Source organism: Variovorax sp. J31P207 (assembly GCF_030316965.1).
Classification (GTDB): Bacteria; Pseudomonadota; Gammaproteobacteria; order Burkholderiales; family Burkholderiaceae_C; genus Variovorax; species Variovorax ginsengisoli_B.
Genome location: NZ_JASZYN010000010.1, coordinates 219,345 through 234,107, shown reverse-complemented (window position 1 = coordinate 234,107; position 14,763 = coordinate 219,345). Strand labels below are relative to the sequence as shown.

The window sequence follows — 14,763 nt, the reverse complement described above, 5'->3', positions numbered from 1 at the left end:
CGAATTGCCCTGCAGCACGATGCGCGCGCCGTCGTCCATCGCGGCCCGCAGCGCCGAGAGCGCCTCCTCGTTCTGCCCCTTGCTGTCGTAGCGGTCGAGCTGCAGCATGCGCGCGCCGCCCGGCAGCTTGACGCCGCCGCGGGCGTTGACCCGTTCGACCGCCCACAAGAGGTTGCGGAACACGGCCTCGCCGGTGTTGGCGAAAGGGCCGCTCATGCTTTCGATCAGGGCCAGGCGGATCGGCGGCGCAGGTTGGGCGAAGCCCGGCGCGACGATCGTGGTGCCAATGGCCGCAAGGGCTAGTTTCAGCGCCTTGCGGCGCATCGCGTCCATGGCTTACTCGGGCTTGAAATCGATCGACTTCAGCACGACGCCGATGCGCTCGTAGTCCGAGCGCAGCGACTTCGCCAGCTCTTCCGGCGTCCGCGTCTGACCCGGCTCCAGGCCGAACTCCTTCAGGCGCTCCCGCGTGGCGGGCTGGGCCATCACCCTCAGCGTCGCGTCGCGCAAGCGGGCTTGGGCCTCGGCCGGCACGTCCGGCGTGACGAACACGCCCATCCAGGCCGTGGCCTCGATCTGAGGGTAGCCCAGTTCGGCGAAGGTCGGGACGTCGGGCAGGTTCGGCGAGCGCTGGGGCAGACTCACGGCATAGGGGACGATCTTCCCGGCCTTGATCAGGGGAATCGCGTTCGGAATCCCCGCGAACATCAACTCGATGTGCCCGCCCATCACGTCGGCCAGCGCCGGGGGCGTGCCCTTGTAGGCAACGTGCAGCATGTCGATGCCGGCGGCCTTGTTGAGTTGCAGTCCCATCACGTGCGACACCGTGCCGGCGCTGTAGGAGGCGTAGCTCACCTTGCCGGGATGGGTCTTCACATAGCCAACCAGCTCATTCAAGTTCTTGGCCGGCACGGAGGGGTGGCCCACGAGCACCAGCCCGCCGCGTGCGAGTTCGGCCAGCGGCCTGACTTCCTTGGCCATGTCGAAACGCAGCTTGACGATGTGCGGGATCTCGCTCACGAGCGCATCGAGCGAGACGACCATCGTGTTGCCGTCGTGCGGCGACTGCATCAGATCGCCGACCGCGACCGCCCCACCGCCGCCAGGCTTGGTCTCGACGATCACCGGCTTGCCCAGCTCCTTCTGCAGGCCGTCTGCCAGAAGGCGCGAGACGACGTCCAGCGAGCCGCCGGGAGGTCCGGCCACGATGATGCGCACCGCCTTGTCGGCGTTCGCTTGCGGGAATGCAGCGGGAGCAGCCAGCATTGAAAGCGCGGCGGCAAGGGTTGCGACAAGGCCGCGGCGACGAAGAATGAAAGTCATGGGTCTCTCCTGTGGATTCAATGGTTGGGGGAATGCTGGGAAGCCGGCCCGGCGGGCGGCAGATCGTCGAAGAACTCGACCCGGCCCGTCTCCAGCGAATATTCGGCGCCGACGACGCGAAGCTGGCCCGTGTCGACGAGGCGCTCGAGAATCTTCGAACCGTGGCGCAATTGCTCGACCGACTGGCGAACGTTCGCCTGAACACTCTTCCGGATCAGCGTCTCCCGGTCGTAGTCCAGTTCCGGGGCCAGCAGGTGGGCCATTGCGGGCCGGATTCGATCGGCAATGAATCGCAAGTGCGGCGAGCGGGCCTCGGTGGGCCGGCGCAATTGCTCCAGCGTCCCCAGAATCGCACCACAGTGCGTGTGCCCCATCACCACGACCAGCGGCGTGCCAAATTCCGCCGCAGCGAACTCGATGCTACCCAGCTGGGAGGGAGCGGCGATGTTGCCGGCCACGCGGATGACGAACAGGTCGCCGAGGTCCTGATCGAACACGATCTCGACGGGCACGCGCGAATCGGAGCAGCCGAGGACGATCGCGAAGGGCCTCTGCTCGAAGTTGGTCTTGGCGCGCCGCATGCGGTGCAGGAAGCGCTCGCCGGTGTGAACCTCCGAGGCAAAGCGCTCGTTGCCTTCGCGCAGGCGTTTCAGTGCTTCATGGGCGCTGGTCATGGGCTGTGCCTGCCTCTCCGGTTTGATGAAATCTTGCATTGGGGACCTCAGCGTGTGAAGAAGATGAACGCGATCACGAGGACCGCGAGGAATACCGTCTCGCTCACCATCAGCACGATCGGCTTCAGGCCCACGGTGGCGAAATCCTTCAGGTGGGACTTCATTCCGATCGCGGCCATCGAGATCACGAGCAGCCAGGTGGAAAGTGTCTGCAGTGCTTGCTGCAGCGCAGCAGGAATGAGGCCGGCGCTGTTGGCGGCCACGAGAAGCGCGAAAACCACCACGAACCAGGGCAGCAAGGGCGGCTTCGGCCCGCCCGTCGGGCCGGCGACGTGCGCCTTGCGATACGAGAGTGTGATGACCAGGATCACCGGCAGCAGCATCGCGACCCTCAGGAGCTTGACGATGGTCGCGACGTCGCCGGTCTCCTTCGACATGCCATAGCCTGCGCCGACCACCTGCGCCACGTCGTGGATCGTTCCGCCAAGGAAGATCCCGGCCTGCTGCCCGCCGAAGCCGAGCGCGGCGACCAGCATCGGGTAGAGCACCATCGCAGCCGTCGAGAGGGTGCTGACGCCGATGACCGTGAAGATGGTGGCGCGCTCCTTGACGTTGTCGTCGGCCTGCGCTGGCATGACCGCGGCGATGGCCATCGCTGCCGAAGCTCCGCAGATGCCGACGGCCCCTCCCGTCAGCACGCCGAAGCGGTTGCGATAGCCAAGCATTTTGGCCAGCACGATGCCGAAGCCGATAGTCATCGCCACCGACAGCACGACCATGGCAATCGGCAGGGCACCCAGCGCCGTGATCTGTGCCAGCGTAATGCGCACGCCCAGCAGCGCGACGCCGATGCGAAGCAGCGTGCTCGCGGAGAACCGGATACCCGGAACGCAGCGGCCTTCCGTCGAGAGGAAGTTCAGTGCCATGCCGAGCAGCAGGGCAAAGAGCATGCCCGATACGTGGTAGTGATCGGCCAGCGAGATCGCGGCGACGGCCACCACCACCGACATCAAGATGCCGTGGAAATTGGTTCGCGCGGGCTGCCGCCAGCCGGTGAGCGTGAGGGAAAGGTTCATGGGATGGGACTTGCGAACAAGGATTGCGAAGCGGCGCTCAAGCCGCTTCCTGCGTGGTCCTGACGCGCTGGCGTGCCACGTCCGACTCATAGCTGCGGGCAACGAGGACGAAGCAGACCGCGGCCGCGAGCGCCAGCAACGGCGCCAGCGACAGCGCGCGCTGCAGGCCCAGCACGTCCGACAGCACGCCGACGATCAGCGGCCCGGGCGCCAGGCCGATCAGGTTGTTGGCCAGCGCCATCGTCGCCGTCACCGTCGCGCGCACGCCGGGGTGCGTGACATCGCAGGCAATGGCCGCGGAACAGCCGCCCTGCGCCGCGGCGAACAAGGCGCCCAGGAAAATCAGGCCCAGCCCCAGCGGGCCGGGCGGCAGCGAGAAGGCGACGATCAGGATCAGCGCCGTCAGTGCCGAATAGGCGGCGGGCACCAGCGCACGGCGACGGGGATGCCTGGCGCTCAAGCGGTCGGCCAGTCCGCCGCCGAAGATCATGCCCACACCTGACGCGAGTACGGCGACGCCGGCCATGAGCGCGGCCTTCTTCACATCCATGCCGTAGAAGCGGACGAAATACGTCGGCAGCCACGCGATGAGCATCCCGGGCATCGCCATCTGCAGCCCGCTCGCGAGGAAGGCGAAATTGCCCGAGCGCGACGCAAACACTTCCCGCGCGATCCGGCCCAGGCCCATCCCCTTCGACGTGGCGCTGGCCTCCTCGGGCAAGGCGGCGGTCTTGTAGTCGCGCACGACGAAGGGGTAGATCAGCGCCAGCACCAGTCCGGGCGCGCCCACCGCGAAGAAGGCCATGCGCCAGCCGGACTGGGCCGCGATGGCGCCCCCGAGGACGACGCCGAGCACCGAGCCGAACAGGCTCGCCGAGAGGAACGCGCCCAGCACGGCAGCTCGCTGCTTCGCCGGAAACACATGCGCGAGCAGCGCGGCCCCCGCGGCGCCGTAGGCGGCTTCGCCGAGCCCCACGAAGGCGCGGGCCGTCAGCAGTTGCGCGTGGCTCTGCGCGAGGCCGCAGGCGATGGTCGCGAGGCACCACACGACGGCCATCAGGGTAATGCTCTTGACCCTTCCCCAGCGATCGGCGACGAGCGAGATCGGCACCGTCAGCACGCCGACGGTGAGCGAGACCACGCTCACGAGCATACCGAGCTGGGAGTCCGACAGGCCCCACTCGGCCTTGAGCGCGGGCATGACGGCGCCGATGACCTGGCGCGACAGGTAGTCGGACAGCATCAGGCCGAAGGTGAGCGCGAAGACGGCCCACGCGTAGACGCGCGAGAACCGCCGGGCTGCGTTGGGGACCATGTGGGTGTCGGCGGCCGACAGTGCGGGATTCATCGGATTTGTCTCTTGGTTATGCGGGTTCTTGCTCAGAGATAGGTCGGCCACGAGCGCATCTCGTGCTCGCCGATGCCCCCATTGCGGTCGCGCCGGTGCGTGGACAGCCCGTCCACGAGCCATGCTCGGGTCTGCTGCGGCGCGATCACCGACTGCACGCCGAAGGCGCCGGCCAGCGCGTAGGCCGAGGTGTCGCGTGCCAGTTCGGCCTTCAGTTGATCGAAACGCGCGGGGTCGTCCTCGCGCTTGATGCCGTAGAGGACGCTGACGCCGATCTGCGGATCCATGAAGCTGGCGTCGGCGCTGGTCCAGGCGGCCACCGCGTCGCTGTTGCGGCCGCCGCCCATGTTGATGTAGGCCTGGCCGTAGCTCTTGCGCAGGATCACTGACAGCTTGGGCACATTGCAGAGCTGCACGGCATGGATCATGTTCATGATGTGCGCCGGCGCCGCCTTGCGCTCGCCCTCGATGCCGACGAGGAAGCCCGGCGTATCGACCAGGAAGACGATCGGAATGTTGAAGGAATCGCACATCACCAGAAACGCTGTGACCTTGCGGCAGGCTTCCGGGTCCATCGCGCCTCCCTTGAACATCGGGTTCGACGCGATGATGCCCACGCTCTCGCCGTTGAGCCGCGCCAGGCCAGTGACGGCAGCGCGGCCGAAGCGGTCCTTCAGGTTGAAGAAGCTGCCGTCGTCGACGATGCCGGCAATCACCTTGCGCATGTCGTAGGTCTTGCTGCGTGCGGAAGGTACCAGCTCGACGAGCTTGTCGGCATCGGGTGCGATCGCCTCGGCGGCCGGAAGGCTGGGCGGCCGGGCGCCCGCGTGCGAAGGCAGGTAGCTCAGGAAGCGCCGGATTTCCGCCAATGCTTCCGCGTCACTGCCGACGACCCTGTCCACCAGCCCCGTCTGCTCGGCGTGCAGCTTCCATCCACCCAGCTCCTCGGGATCCACGGTTTCACCGATCGCGAGCGAGGTGACGCGCGCGCTCGACACCGCGAGAAAGGCGCCCTTGCGCATCACCACGAAGTCGGACAGGCAGGTGTACCAGGTCGATGAGCCCAGGCAGGGGCCGAGCACGGCACTGACCCAGGGGGTTTCGCGGCGGCGGCAGTACTGCTGCGGATCCTGGCCGGCTGCCGCCATCGCCTCGGCGCCCAGGCTGTCGGGCACCCGCGAACCGCTGGATTCGCCCAGGAAGATCAACGGCATGCCGCTGCGATTGGCCGTGTCCTTGAGGCGGGAGATCTTGCGCATGTTCACGGCCGACGACGACGCGCCCTTGACCGTCATGTCGTTCGACACGACCGCCACGCGCCGCCCCTCGATGCGGCCGGTGCCGGTGACCTTGGCGTCGGCCGGCGAGCTTTCGCGGTCGGAAGGCAGGACCGAGACGGCCAGCATGCCGGTTTCGCTGAACGAGCCCGCGTCCAGCAGTTGATCGATGCGCTCGCGTGCATTGAGGTGGCCGCTGGCGCGGCGCTGCGCGAGCTTGTCCGCGCCGCCCATGGCGAGCGCGGTACGGATCCGGCTGTCGAGCTCGGCCTTCTGTTCTTCGTGGCCGGAAGCGCCGGGAAGGCCGGAAGGGGCGGCATTGACGGCCGAGTCGGCTGGTGCGAATGTGAGGCTCATGCGGATGCCCCTTTGCCTGCGCGTTGGTTCTTCATGGCGCTCATTCCTCTTCGAAGACCGCGATGTCCTGGCCTTCGCGCACGGGCGCGCCCTCGGCGATGAGGATTTCGATCACGCGGCCAGCCTCGGGGGCCACCACGGGGATTTCCATCTTCATGGATTCGAGAACCATCAGGGTGTCGTCGGCCAGGAGGACGTCGCCTGGCTTCACCAGGATCTTCCAGACGGTGCCGGTGATTTCGGAGCGGATCTTTGTGTGTGTGGTCATGTACGGGTGCCTCGTGGTGTGGCGGCGGAGTGCCGATAGGCGAACTTTACTCGACATTAAGATTGTTGACAAGATGAATGTGCTCATGATCCAATCGAGGCATTGCAGCAACCGGCTGCGCCATCGAGGCGGCACACCCGTCTGAACGGAGACAAACCCATGGCCTCGACCGCAAGCGAAACAGAGGAAAAGTCGATGAACAACCCGACCCCGGCGCGCCCCTTGCCGATCCCCACCGCCGAGACCACGCACTACTGGGGCGCGGCGCTGGAAGGCACGCTCAAGATCCAGTACTGCCCAGCCTGCGCGCGCCACCAGTTCTATCCGCGTCGCTTCTGCACGGAATGCCTGTCGGAGGAGATCGAATGGGTGCCGGCCAGCGGCTCCGGCCGGATCTACACCTATACCGTGTGCCATGTCGCCGGCCACCCCGCGTTCGAGACGCGCACGCCCTACGCGATCGGGATGATCGAACTCGACGAGGGTGTGCGAATGCTGGCGGGCATCGTCGCCTCGGACCTGGACCACCTCGCTGTCGGCGCTCCGGTGCAGGTGTGCTTCGAACGCATCAACAGCGAGATCGCCCTGCCGATGTTCCGGCTCACGGGCGGCGATCTGATAACCGGTGAAGTCACCGGCCGCCCCGACCACTTCTGAATACTGGAGACAACATGATCATTGATTCCTTTGACGCCGGCGCCACGGCATTTCCGGACCGCGTCTTCGTGCAAGGCGGCGGCCTGCAGCTCAGCTACCGCGAGGCGGCCGACGCCTCGCACGCCGTTGCCGCCGCCCTGGTGCGCGACGTGCAGCCCGGCACCCATGTCGCCGTGCTCTCGCCCAATCACCCGATGGTGTTGCCCGCGATGCTGGGCGTGATGCGCAGCGGCGCGGTCTACGTGCCGCTCAATGCCCGCGATCCGATCGAGGACATCGTCTGGTTCGCCAGATTCTGCGACGTGGCGGTGCTGATCTGCCATGAGCAGTACGCGTCGCATCTCGAACGCTTGAGAGACGAGATCCCGACGCTCAAGCGCGTGATCGGCCTGACCGAACCGCTGGAATCGGGCGGCCACACCATCACGCAATGGTTGAAGGACTTCGCCGGCCGGCGCGTCGATGTGCGCCGTGAACCCGACGACATCGCGCTCATCAAGTCCTCGGGCGGCACGACGGGCCGGCCGAAGGCGATCATGCAAAGCCACCGCTCGCTCGAAACCGCCTACCGGATCACCAATCAGTTCACGCCGCCGCGCAAGGATCCGGTGCATCTGGTCGTGGCCCCGCTCACGCATGCGGCCGGTGCGACCATGGTCGCGCTGGCGCGCTTCGGCGCACGCAATGTGATCGCCGCGTCGGCAGACCCAGGGGTGATCCTGGAGGCCATCGAGCGCGAGCGGGTGACCCACATCTTCCTGCCACCCACCATGATCTATCGCCTGCTCGCTCACCCGGACGTGGCGACGCGCGACTGCTCTTCGCTGGAGTACGTTCTGTACGGTGCAGCGCCGATGTCGGTCGACAAGCTGCGCGAGGGCCTGGCGCGCTGGGGCCAGGTGTTCATGCAGAGCTACGGCCAGTCGGAAGTGCCCGGCGTCATCACCTGCCTGTCGCGCAAGGACCATTTCGTGCACAACGACCCCGACCTCGACAAGCACCTCGCCTCGGCCGGCCGCCCCTCCGGAGCCTGTGAAGTGGCGCTGATGGACGATGCTGGCAACATCGTGCCGACCGGCGAACGCGGCGAGATCGTCGCACGCGGCGACCTGGTTTCGCCCGGCTACTACAACAATCCCGAGGCAACGGCGGAGGCGCGTGCCTTCGGCTGGCACCACACGGGCGACATCGGCGTGTTCGACGAGAACGGCTTCCTGTATGTGGTCGACCGCAAAAAGGACATGGTCATTTCCGGCGGTTTCAACATCTACCCGAGCGAGATCGAGCAGGTGATCTGGGGTCACCCCGCAGTGCAGGACTGCGCGGTCGTCGGTGTGCCCGATGCCGACTGGGGAGAGCGTCTGACGGCGGTCATCGAGCTCAAGGCCGGCGGCGTTGTCACAGCCGACGAGATCGTCGAGATGTGCAAGAAGCGCTTCGGCAGCCTGAAAACGCCCAAGCAGGTGGAGTTCTGGCCCACGCTGCCGCGCAGCCCTGTCGGCAAAGTTCTCAAGAAGGACGTCCGGGCCCAACTCACAGCCGGATCGGCGCAGGGCTAAGGGCAGTCATGGACCCCAAAGCTCTGAGTGGCCGCTACGCGATCGCCGGCGTCGGCGAGGCCGGCATGGGCAGGGCCCAGCCCGGAGACACTGCCTTGTCGCTTCAGTGCGAGTCAGCGCGGCAGGCGATCCTGGACGCGGGGCTGAAGCCCACCGACATCGATGGTGTGTTCGCCCACTGGGATGACCGTGCCGCCGGCCTGCTCGTGACGGAGTACATGGGCCTGAAGCCGAGCTACGTCGACAGCACCGTCGTCGGCGGCCAGTCGAACCTGACTCATGTCGCTCACGCGATGGCGGCGATGGAGGTGGGCCTGTGCAACGCCGCCCTGATCACCTACGGCAGCACCCAGAGGCTGGACCGCAGCCGCTCCCGCGGGGGCCACGCGCAGGATGCGCGCATGCCGCCAGGGCAGTTCATCCAGCCCTACGGCATGCTGAGCCCGATCGGCTTCTATGCGATGCTGGCTCGCCTGCACATGCACCGCTATGGCACCCGCGCCGAGGATCTGGGCGAAGTCGCTCTGGCGGCGAGGCGCTGGGCGCAGCTCAACCCGAACGCCATCGCCCGCTCGCCGCTGACGATGGAGGACTATCTGGCGGCCCCGATGATCGCAGATCCTCTGCGCAAGTTCGACATCTGCCAAGTGACGGACAGCGCCGGTGCCATCGTGCTCGTGCGGGCCGATCGCGCACGGGACCTCCCTCGCCCGCCGGTGCTGGTGAAGGGCTTCGCCGAGCAGTACATTCAGCACGCCACGCCCTTCGGCACGGACGACTGGATCGACAACGGCGTGCTCGCCGAGATGGGCCGACTGGCGATGACGCGCGCGGGCCTTGGCCATTCCGACATCGACCTCGTGCAGATCTACGACGCGTTCACGATCAACGTGCTCGTCGGGCTCGAGGCCCTGGGTTTCTGCGGTCGCGGCGAGAGCGGCGCCTTCGTGCAGGGTGGACGCACCGCCCCAGGCGGAGCGTTCCCGATGAACACCTCAGGCGGCGGCTTGTCCTTCAACCACGGCGGCATGTTCGGCATGCCGTTGATGATCGAATCGGTACGCCAGTTGCGTGGCGATTGCGGCGAGCGACAAGTGTCGAGTGCTCACAACTGCCTGCTGCAGGCGGGCGGCCTCGTCATGTCCGCCTACATGGTCATGGTCCTGGGCGCGGCGGACTGACGGAGGCCACACCGTGCGATCACGCTTCAGCGGGGCCGGAGCCCTGCCGCGACTCGAGTTGCCTGATCGCCTCGCGCTGGGAGTCCTCGATCAGCTTTTCGACCGCCTCGGCAGCGGCGTCCACATTGCCGGCCTTCATGGCCTTGTGCATGGACTTCCAGTTGCGCGCCGACTCCTTGCGCCGTGCCGGCGTGGCGAGGCCCAATTGCGTGTACCGCAATGTCTGGCGCGACAGCGAAGCAAGAATCTCGGCGAGCCGCTCGTTGGTACAGGACTCGCGCAAGACGCGGCTGAGACGAAACGAGATCTGGAAGTATTCGTGGCTTCCGTCCGGGTCCAGAGCGAGCGAATCCAGTGCACGGATGTCGGCGTCGATGACTGCGGCGAGGCGCGCCGCCTCGTCGGCGGAAAGCCGGGCGATCATCGTGGAGGACAGCTTGCGGCGAATCTCGAAGATGTCGGCGACCTCCTTGATCGAGAGCTGCGTCACGTGCGCGCCCCGATTGGGCAGGATGCGGACGACCGAATCCTTTTCAAGGATGCGCAACGCCTCACGCACGGGGCCGCGGCTCACCTCGAACTGCTCTGCAAGGGCTTCTTCGCGGATGCGCTCGCCCGGCTCGTACTCGCCGCTGGCGATGGAATTGAAGATCAGCTCTGCGATCTGCTCCGGAAGTGTCTGAAGCTGCCGCAGGGTGGCTTTGGCGCGCGGCGCCGGCACTTCGGCTTCGGTGCGATCAAGCTCGGCTTTGGAACTCGCCTTCTTCAGGGCATTCATGGGTCTTCGTCGCCATATCAAGATTTTGAGCCGCCAATCGGAGGGAGAAGCAGCGCAAGATTGTTAACATACCAAATGTGATCACGTATTAAATCACAAGTCTCGGGCGCGGGCGCGGCACTCGCCGATGCGCAGTCGACCGAGCAACAGAAGGCACCGAGCCTTGCGGCTACAGTGCCAAATGGTTGGAATCAAAAACCGGTCGCTCGCAATCGATCGACTTCCTGGAGAACCCATGACTGAATCGCGGATTTCACATTGGGGCCTCGCAGCCTGCGCATTGTTGGTTGCTGGTTGCGCCACCCGCCCGGTCAATCCCCCCATTTCGCAAGCGAATCCAAGCAGCGGTTATCGCTTCGAAACGCGCCAGGCCGAGGTCAAGGACAAGGACGCGCTTGTCATCCTCGCGTTCTCCGGTGGCGGCACGCGCGCTGCCGCGTTCTCGTACGGCGCGCTCGAGTACCTGCGGCGCACCGAGATCGTCACGCCGAAAGGGAGGGGCCGGCTAATCGACCAGGTCGACATCATCACCGGCGTGTCGGGCGGCAGCTTCACCGCGCTGGCGTATGGGCTCTACGGCGACAAGCTGTTCGACGACTACGAGCAGCGCTTTCTGAAGCGCGACGTTCAGGGCGCCATCATTTCGCGTTCGCTGAATCCGAGCAACTGGCCCAGGCTGTCGTCGACCGCGTGGGGGCGTTCCGAGCTCGCGGCCGAGTTATACGACGAGGTCCTCTTCAACAACGCCACTTTCGGCGACCTGAATCGCGGCAAGGGGCCGCTGATCCTCGCATCGGCAACCGACATTTCGAGCGGTGCGCGCCTGGTTTTCCAGCAGAGCGTCTTCGACGTGCTGTGCTCGGACCTGAACGCCGTGCCCTTGTCGCGCGCAGCCGCCGCCTCATCGGCGGTGCCGGTGGTCCTGTCGCCAGTCACGCTCAACAACTATGGCGGCACTTGCAACATGATCCCGCCCCCATGGGTGGCGCGGTTCACGGATACGGACAACCCGCCGCGGCCTGCTGCGCGAGCCATTCGCTCGCTCAGGTCACTGGGCGATTTCACAGACAGCGCCAAACGGCCGTATATCCATCTCGTGGATGGCGGCGTTTCCGACAACGTTGGCATGCGCGGCGTGCTCGATTCCCTGGAGATCCTCGAGGCGATGCAGGAAGCCGGCATGCCAACGCAGCTCGACAGTGCGAAGCGGATCGTTGTCTTCATCGTCAATTCGCTCTCCGTGCCGCCGACGAACTGGGACGAATCTGAAACGCCGCCCGGAAGTGTGGAGATTCTGCTCAAGTCGAGCGGCGTGCCGATCGATCGCTACTCGTTCGAAGCCGTGGAGTTGCTGAGGGACATGGCCGCCCGCTGGAACACGATGCGAAAAATTCGGACATCAGCGGCGATGGCGGGCAACAAGGACCCTGCCGTCGCGGCCATCACCCGCGGACCGGACGCCGAGATCTATGCCGTCGACGTCTCGTTCGCCGCCCTGAAGGACAAGGCGGAACTGGCATATCTCAATCAGCAGCCGACCACCTTCGTGCTGCCGGACGTCGCCGTCGATCGCCTGCGCGCTGCCGCGGGAACCATCATGGCGGACTCGCCCGAGTTCAAGCGTCTTCTCAGGGACGTGGGGGGCACGCTGGTTCCAGCGCCGGCCGCCGGGCCCCAACGACCGGCAGCGGCACCCTAGAGCCGTCTTGGTTCGCCAAGGAGCATTTCCAAAGCTCCTCGAATCGAGGTGCGTCGGCTCTCAACCCGGCTTGCCACCAAGACTTTGAAAGATCAAGACCATGCCTTCTTCTGCGACGAGCATGGTGGCAAGCACGGCAACCAGCGCCACGATTCCATTGAATTCACCCTCGAATCGAACCTTGCCCCCGAAGGCGAAACTGAGGGCTTCGAGGATCACGAACTGCAATGCAAACAACACCAGCCATACAAGGAAGATTCGAAGGAACGTCATGAGGCGCCGGATCTTGCCTTGCCAGTGTCAGTGGAACAATGTCGGCGAAGGTCAACTTCCGAACTAGACGAGCCGGTCGCCAAGAAAAGCCCGAAAGTCAGCTTTCAATCGTCGCCGTCGTTCGCCCCAGAAATTCGACCGGCTGCAACCAGTCTGAAAACCTGCTCTAGGGGGTCGGCACAGGGATCGGAAGGATAGACAGCACGCGCCAGACCCCTCCCGATCTCACGAGCACCTGGTTCAGATACAGCCGGACGACTTGGGGGGCTTGCCCGGCGGCACCCGTGGTGAATTGGACCGGCACATGGAGTTGTGCGACGTCGTCGCCGATCGCCACAACACGCAAGCTTCCATACTCGGGATCGAGTCTCCACGTACCCGTGTAGAGTTTCGCGAACTGTTGCAGCGCTGCATCGCGCCCCCAGATGACCGTTCCACGTGTGATCCATAGAAAACCGGCGGAGTCGGCAAGCATGCCTTCCAGCGCCTTGGGGTCATGCGCGTTCTGCACTTGAACGAATCGCTCGAAGGTCGCTCGCACCTCGTCGTCCACCGCCGCCTCGGCGTGCCCTCCAGCACATAGACCAGTGAAAGCCACCAGCGCCATCGGGCACAGTCTTGGCAAGACGTTCATGATCAACTCCTTCGAAAGTGGTTAAACCAGCACGTGCCGGTGCTACGATCATTTGGGCTTCCCCTATGCCAGTCCCTGCATGAAGGCTGGTTTTCTCCTGCAATTTCCCTGAGGGACGGGAGTCAGGCGACATGGACAGTCACGAGGCGTTTTTTCGATGCGGCAACATCCTGTTGGTGCCCAGCGAGCGCCTGCTTCTGCAGGGAGGCCAGGTGGTCGAGATCACCGGCAAGGCCTTCGACATCCTCGTTGCGCTGATCCGCCATCCCGGCCACCTCGTAAGCAAGGATCAACTGCTCGCGCAGGTCTGGCCAGGTCTCGTGGTCGAGGAAGTCAATCTCAGCGTGAACGTATCGGCGATCCGCAAGGTCCTGGCGCGATCGTCGAACGGCGCCGAATGGATCGAGACGGTGCCCCGCCAGGGTTACCGCTTTGTCGGCCCGGTAGAGACCGGGGACATCGCGACCTTGGATCTGGCGCAATTGCGCCGCGGCAACGATCCGCATCCAACGGTTCCCGATAGGGCGTCCTCAGCGGTGCATTTCCGCCGGACGGGCGGCTGGCTTCTTGCGCTTGCATTCATCGCGGTGGCCGCATTGCTCGCCTTCCAAGGGTACGGCACGGGTCCTGGTGGCCCGGATCGCAAGCCAACAACCAATGAGGCCGCGTACCGTGCCTATCTACAGGGCCGCTTTCTGTGGAACGAGCGATCGGAAGACGGCCTCAAGCGCTCCATCGACCATTTCCGGCAGGCTATCGAGTTCGACGCGGACTTCGCCCTGGCCCACGCCGCATTGGCCAATGCGCACACGACCCTTGGATACCTGAGCTACGTGGCGCCTGTGAACTCCTTTCCGGTTGCTCGCCTCCATGCCTTGAAGGCCCTTGAACTCGACCCCTCGCTCGCGCAAGCCCACGCATCGCTGGCCTATGTCAAGTTCTATTTCGACTGGGATTGGGCCGGCGCCCGCGAGGAATTCATGCGGGCCATCGACTTGAACCCGGCGGATCCCGTTTCCCACCAGTGGTACGCGGTGTATCTGCTGGCTGCGGGCCACCCCGACCATGCCTTCCGCGAAATCGCGACCGCACAGCGCCTCGATCCTTTGTCGCTCGCCGTCAACACCGACATTGCGTTTCACCACTACTACAACGGCCGCGAGGCCGAAGCCATCGCGCAACTGAAATCGGTTCTCGGCATGAAGAGCGATTTTCTCCTTGCGCATCTGTGGATGGCCCGGTCTCTCGTCGAAGCCGGCCGCTATGAGGAGGCGCTGGTGGAAACCGCCAGCGCCGAGCGCTCGGCGCGCGAGTGGCCTGTGCTGGTCGCAGCGCGGGGCTACACCTATGGCCTGGCAGGCAGGGAAGGAGACGCACGATCGGTGCTCCTCGAGATGGACGCGTTGTCGAGACGTCGCTTCGTCACCGCGTATGGGATGGCGCTCGTGCATGCCGGGCTGGGCGAGAAGCGACAAGCCTTCGATTGGCTCGACAAGGCGTTCGAGGAGCGCTCCAATTGGCTCGTGTGGCTGCGCCTGGACCCGCGCTGGAAAACGCTTCGCGAGGATGACAGGTTCACCGCCATGATCGAGCGGTTGAAGTTTCCACCATGAAGCGCGACAAGTTGCCAGGCGAAAGATCAGATCACTGCTTGAACGC

Annotated in this window: 15 protein-coding genes; 5 read left to right on the top strand and 10 right to left on the bottom strand. The window is 65.4% G+C overall.

Features of this window, described 5'->3' with window-relative positions; genetic code table 11:
* From QTI68_RS29405 to QTI68_RS29375, 7 genes are all read right to left on the bottom strand, one after another.
* On the bottom strand, positions 1–333 hold a 333-nt coding region (locus QTI68_RS29405), incomplete at its 3' end, for an ABC transporter substrate-binding protein (protein WP_503011753.1).
* Positions 334–336: 3 nt separating this feature from the next.
* Positions 337–1,323 carry a Bug family tripartite tricarboxylate transporter substrate binding protein gene (locus QTI68_RS29400; protein WP_286526701.1) on the bottom strand — a complete coding sequence of 329 codons (987 nt, stop codon included), beginning with the start codon at positions 1,321–1,323 and terminating at the stop codon, positions 337–339.
* Positions 1,324–1,340: 17 nt separating this feature from the next.
* Positions 1,341–2,036: a carbonic anhydrase gene (locus tag QTI68_RS29395; protein WP_286526700.1), complete on the bottom strand. Its 696-nt coding sequence runs from the start codon at positions 2,034–2,036 to the stop codon at positions 1,341–1,343.
* 8 nt (positions 2,037–2,044) lie between these two features.
* Positions 2,045–3,073: a YeiH family protein gene (locus QTI68_RS29390; RefSeq protein ID WP_286526699.1), complete on the bottom strand. Its 1,029-nt coding sequence runs from the start codon at positions 3,071–3,073 to the stop codon at positions 2,045–2,047.
* 37 nt (positions 3,074–3,110) lie between these two features.
* Positions 3,111–4,421, bottom strand: coding sequence for an MFS transporter (locus tag QTI68_RS29385; RefSeq protein ID WP_286526698.1), 1,311 nt, complete (start codon positions 4,419–4,421; stop codon positions 3,111–3,113).
* A gap of 32 nt (positions 4,422–4,453) precedes the next feature.
* Positions 4,454–6,055: an acyl-CoA carboxylase subunit beta gene (locus tag QTI68_RS29380; protein WP_286526697.1), complete on the bottom strand. Its 1,602-nt coding sequence runs from the start codon at positions 6,053–6,055 to the stop codon at positions 4,454–4,456.
* Between the two features lie 40 nt (positions 6,056–6,095).
* The gene (locus tag QTI68_RS29375; protein ID WP_286526696.1) at positions 6,096–6,323 is read right to left on the bottom strand and encodes a biotin/lipoyl-binding carrier protein; all 228 of its coding nucleotides are present in this window, start codon (positions 6,321–6,323) and stop codon (positions 6,096–6,098) included.
* Between the two features lie 195 nt (positions 6,324–6,518).
* Between QTI68_RS29375 and QTI68_RS29370 the strand changes: the two genes are divergently transcribed.
* From QTI68_RS29370 to QTI68_RS29360, 3 genes are read left to right on the top strand one after another with little or no spacing between them, the layout of a single operon-like run.
* Positions 6,519–6,980 carry a Zn-ribbon domain-containing OB-fold protein gene (locus QTI68_RS29370; protein WP_286526695.1) on the top strand — a complete coding sequence of 154 codons (462 nt, stop codon included), beginning with the start codon at positions 6,519–6,521 and terminating at the stop codon, positions 6,978–6,980.
* 14 nt (positions 6,981–6,994) lie between these two features.
* Positions 6,995–8,539: an AMP-binding protein gene (locus QTI68_RS29365; RefSeq protein ID WP_286526694.1), complete on the top strand. Its 1,545-nt coding sequence runs from the start codon at positions 6,995–6,997 to the stop codon at positions 8,537–8,539.
* An 8-nt stretch (positions 8,540–8,547) separates the two neighbouring features.
* Positions 8,548–9,720, top strand: a complete 1,173-nt coding sequence (locus tag QTI68_RS29360) for an acetyl-CoA acetyltransferase (protein ID WP_286526693.1) — start codon at positions 8,548–8,550, stop codon at positions 9,718–9,720.
* Between the two features lie 19 nt (positions 9,721–9,739).
* Here the strand turns inward: QTI68_RS29360 and QTI68_RS29355 are convergent, their stop codons facing one another.
* On the bottom strand, positions 9,740–10,498 hold the full coding sequence (locus tag QTI68_RS29355; protein ID WP_286526692.1) for a GntR family transcriptional regulator: 759 nt from the start codon (positions 10,496–10,498) through the stop codon (positions 9,740–9,742).
* Positions 10,499–10,733: 235 nt separating this feature from the next.
* Between QTI68_RS29355 and QTI68_RS29350 the strand changes: the two genes are divergently transcribed.
* Positions 10,734–12,197, top strand: a complete 1,464-nt coding sequence (locus tag QTI68_RS29350) for a patatin-like phospholipase family protein (RefSeq protein WP_286526691.1) — start codon at positions 10,734–10,736, stop codon at positions 12,195–12,197.
* Between the two features lie 60 nt (positions 12,198–12,257).
* Here the strand turns inward: QTI68_RS29350 and QTI68_RS29345 are convergent, their stop codons facing one another.
* Together QTI68_RS29345 and QTI68_RS29340 are read right to left on the bottom strand one after the other, a co-directional pair.
* Positions 12,258–12,470, bottom strand: a complete 213-nt coding sequence (locus QTI68_RS29345; protein WP_286526690.1) for a hypothetical protein — start codon at positions 12,468–12,470, stop codon at positions 12,258–12,260.
* A gap of 166 nt (positions 12,471–12,636) precedes the next feature.
* Positions 12,637–13,104, bottom strand: a complete 468-nt coding sequence (locus tag QTI68_RS29340; RefSeq protein WP_286526689.1) for a nuclear transport factor 2 family protein — start codon at positions 13,102–13,104, stop codon at positions 12,637–12,639.
* A 131-nt stretch (positions 13,105–13,235) separates the two neighbouring features.
* Here QTI68_RS29340 and QTI68_RS29335 point away from each other — a divergent pair, with 131 nt between their 5' ends.
* On the top strand, positions 13,236–14,717 hold the full coding sequence (locus QTI68_RS29335) for a winged helix-turn-helix domain-containing protein (protein ID WP_286526688.1): 1,482 nt from the start codon (positions 13,236–13,238) through the stop codon (positions 14,715–14,717).
* The last annotated feature ends 46 nt before the right edge of the window (positions 14,718–14,763 follow it).

Excerpts from the sequence above, each read along its gene's own strand:
- QTI68_RS29400 (WP_286526701.1), bottom strand. The coding sequence starts at position 1,323 with ATGACTTTCATTCTTCGTCGCCGCGGCCTTGTCGCAACCCTTGCCGCC.
- QTI68_RS29395 (WP_286526700.1), bottom strand. The coding sequence starts at position 2,036 with ATGCAAGATTTCATCAAACCGGAGAGGCAGGCACAGCCCATGACCAGC.
- QTI68_RS29390 (WP_286526699.1), bottom strand. The coding sequence starts at position 3,073 with ATGAACCTTTCCCTCACGCTCACCGGCTGGCGGCAGCCCGCGCGAACC.
- QTI68_RS29385 (WP_286526698.1), bottom strand. The coding sequence starts at position 4,421 with ATGAATCCCGCACTGTCGGCCGCCGACACCCACATGGTCCCCAACGCA.
- QTI68_RS29380 (WP_286526697.1), bottom strand. The coding sequence starts at position 6,055 with ATGAGCCTCACATTCGCACCAGCCGACTCGGCCGTCAATGCCGCCCCT.
- QTI68_RS29375 (WP_286526696.1), bottom strand. The coding sequence starts at position 6,323 with ATGACCACACACACAAAGATCCGCTCCGAAATCACCGGCACCGTCTGG.
- QTI68_RS29370 (WP_286526695.1), top strand. The coding sequence starts at position 6,519 with ATGAACAACCCGACCCCGGCGCGCCCCTTGCCGATCCCCACCGCCGAG.
- QTI68_RS29365 (WP_286526694.1), top strand. The coding sequence starts at position 6,995 with ATGATCATTGATTCCTTTGACGCCGGCGCCACGGCATTTCCGGACCGC.
- QTI68_RS29360 (WP_286526693.1), top strand. The coding sequence starts at position 8,548 with ATGGACCCCAAAGCTCTGAGTGGCCGCTACGCGATCGCCGGCGTCGGC.
- QTI68_RS29355 (WP_286526692.1), bottom strand. The coding sequence starts at position 10,498 with ATGAATGCCCTGAAGAAGGCGAGTTCCAAAGCCGAGCTTGATCGCACC.
- QTI68_RS29350 (WP_286526691.1), top strand. The coding sequence starts at position 10,734 with ATGACTGAATCGCGGATTTCACATTGGGGCCTCGCAGCCTGCGCATTG.
- QTI68_RS29345 (WP_286526690.1), bottom strand. The coding sequence starts at position 12,470 with ATGACGTTCCTTCGAATCTTCCTTGTATGGCTGGTGTTGTTTGCATTG.
- QTI68_RS29340 (WP_286526689.1), bottom strand. The coding sequence starts at position 13,104 with ATGAACGTCTTGCCAAGACTGTGCCCGATGGCGCTGGTGGCTTTCACT.
- QTI68_RS29335 (WP_286526688.1), top strand. The coding sequence starts at position 13,236 with ATGGACAGTCACGAGGCGTTTTTTCGATGCGGCAACATCCTGTTGGTG.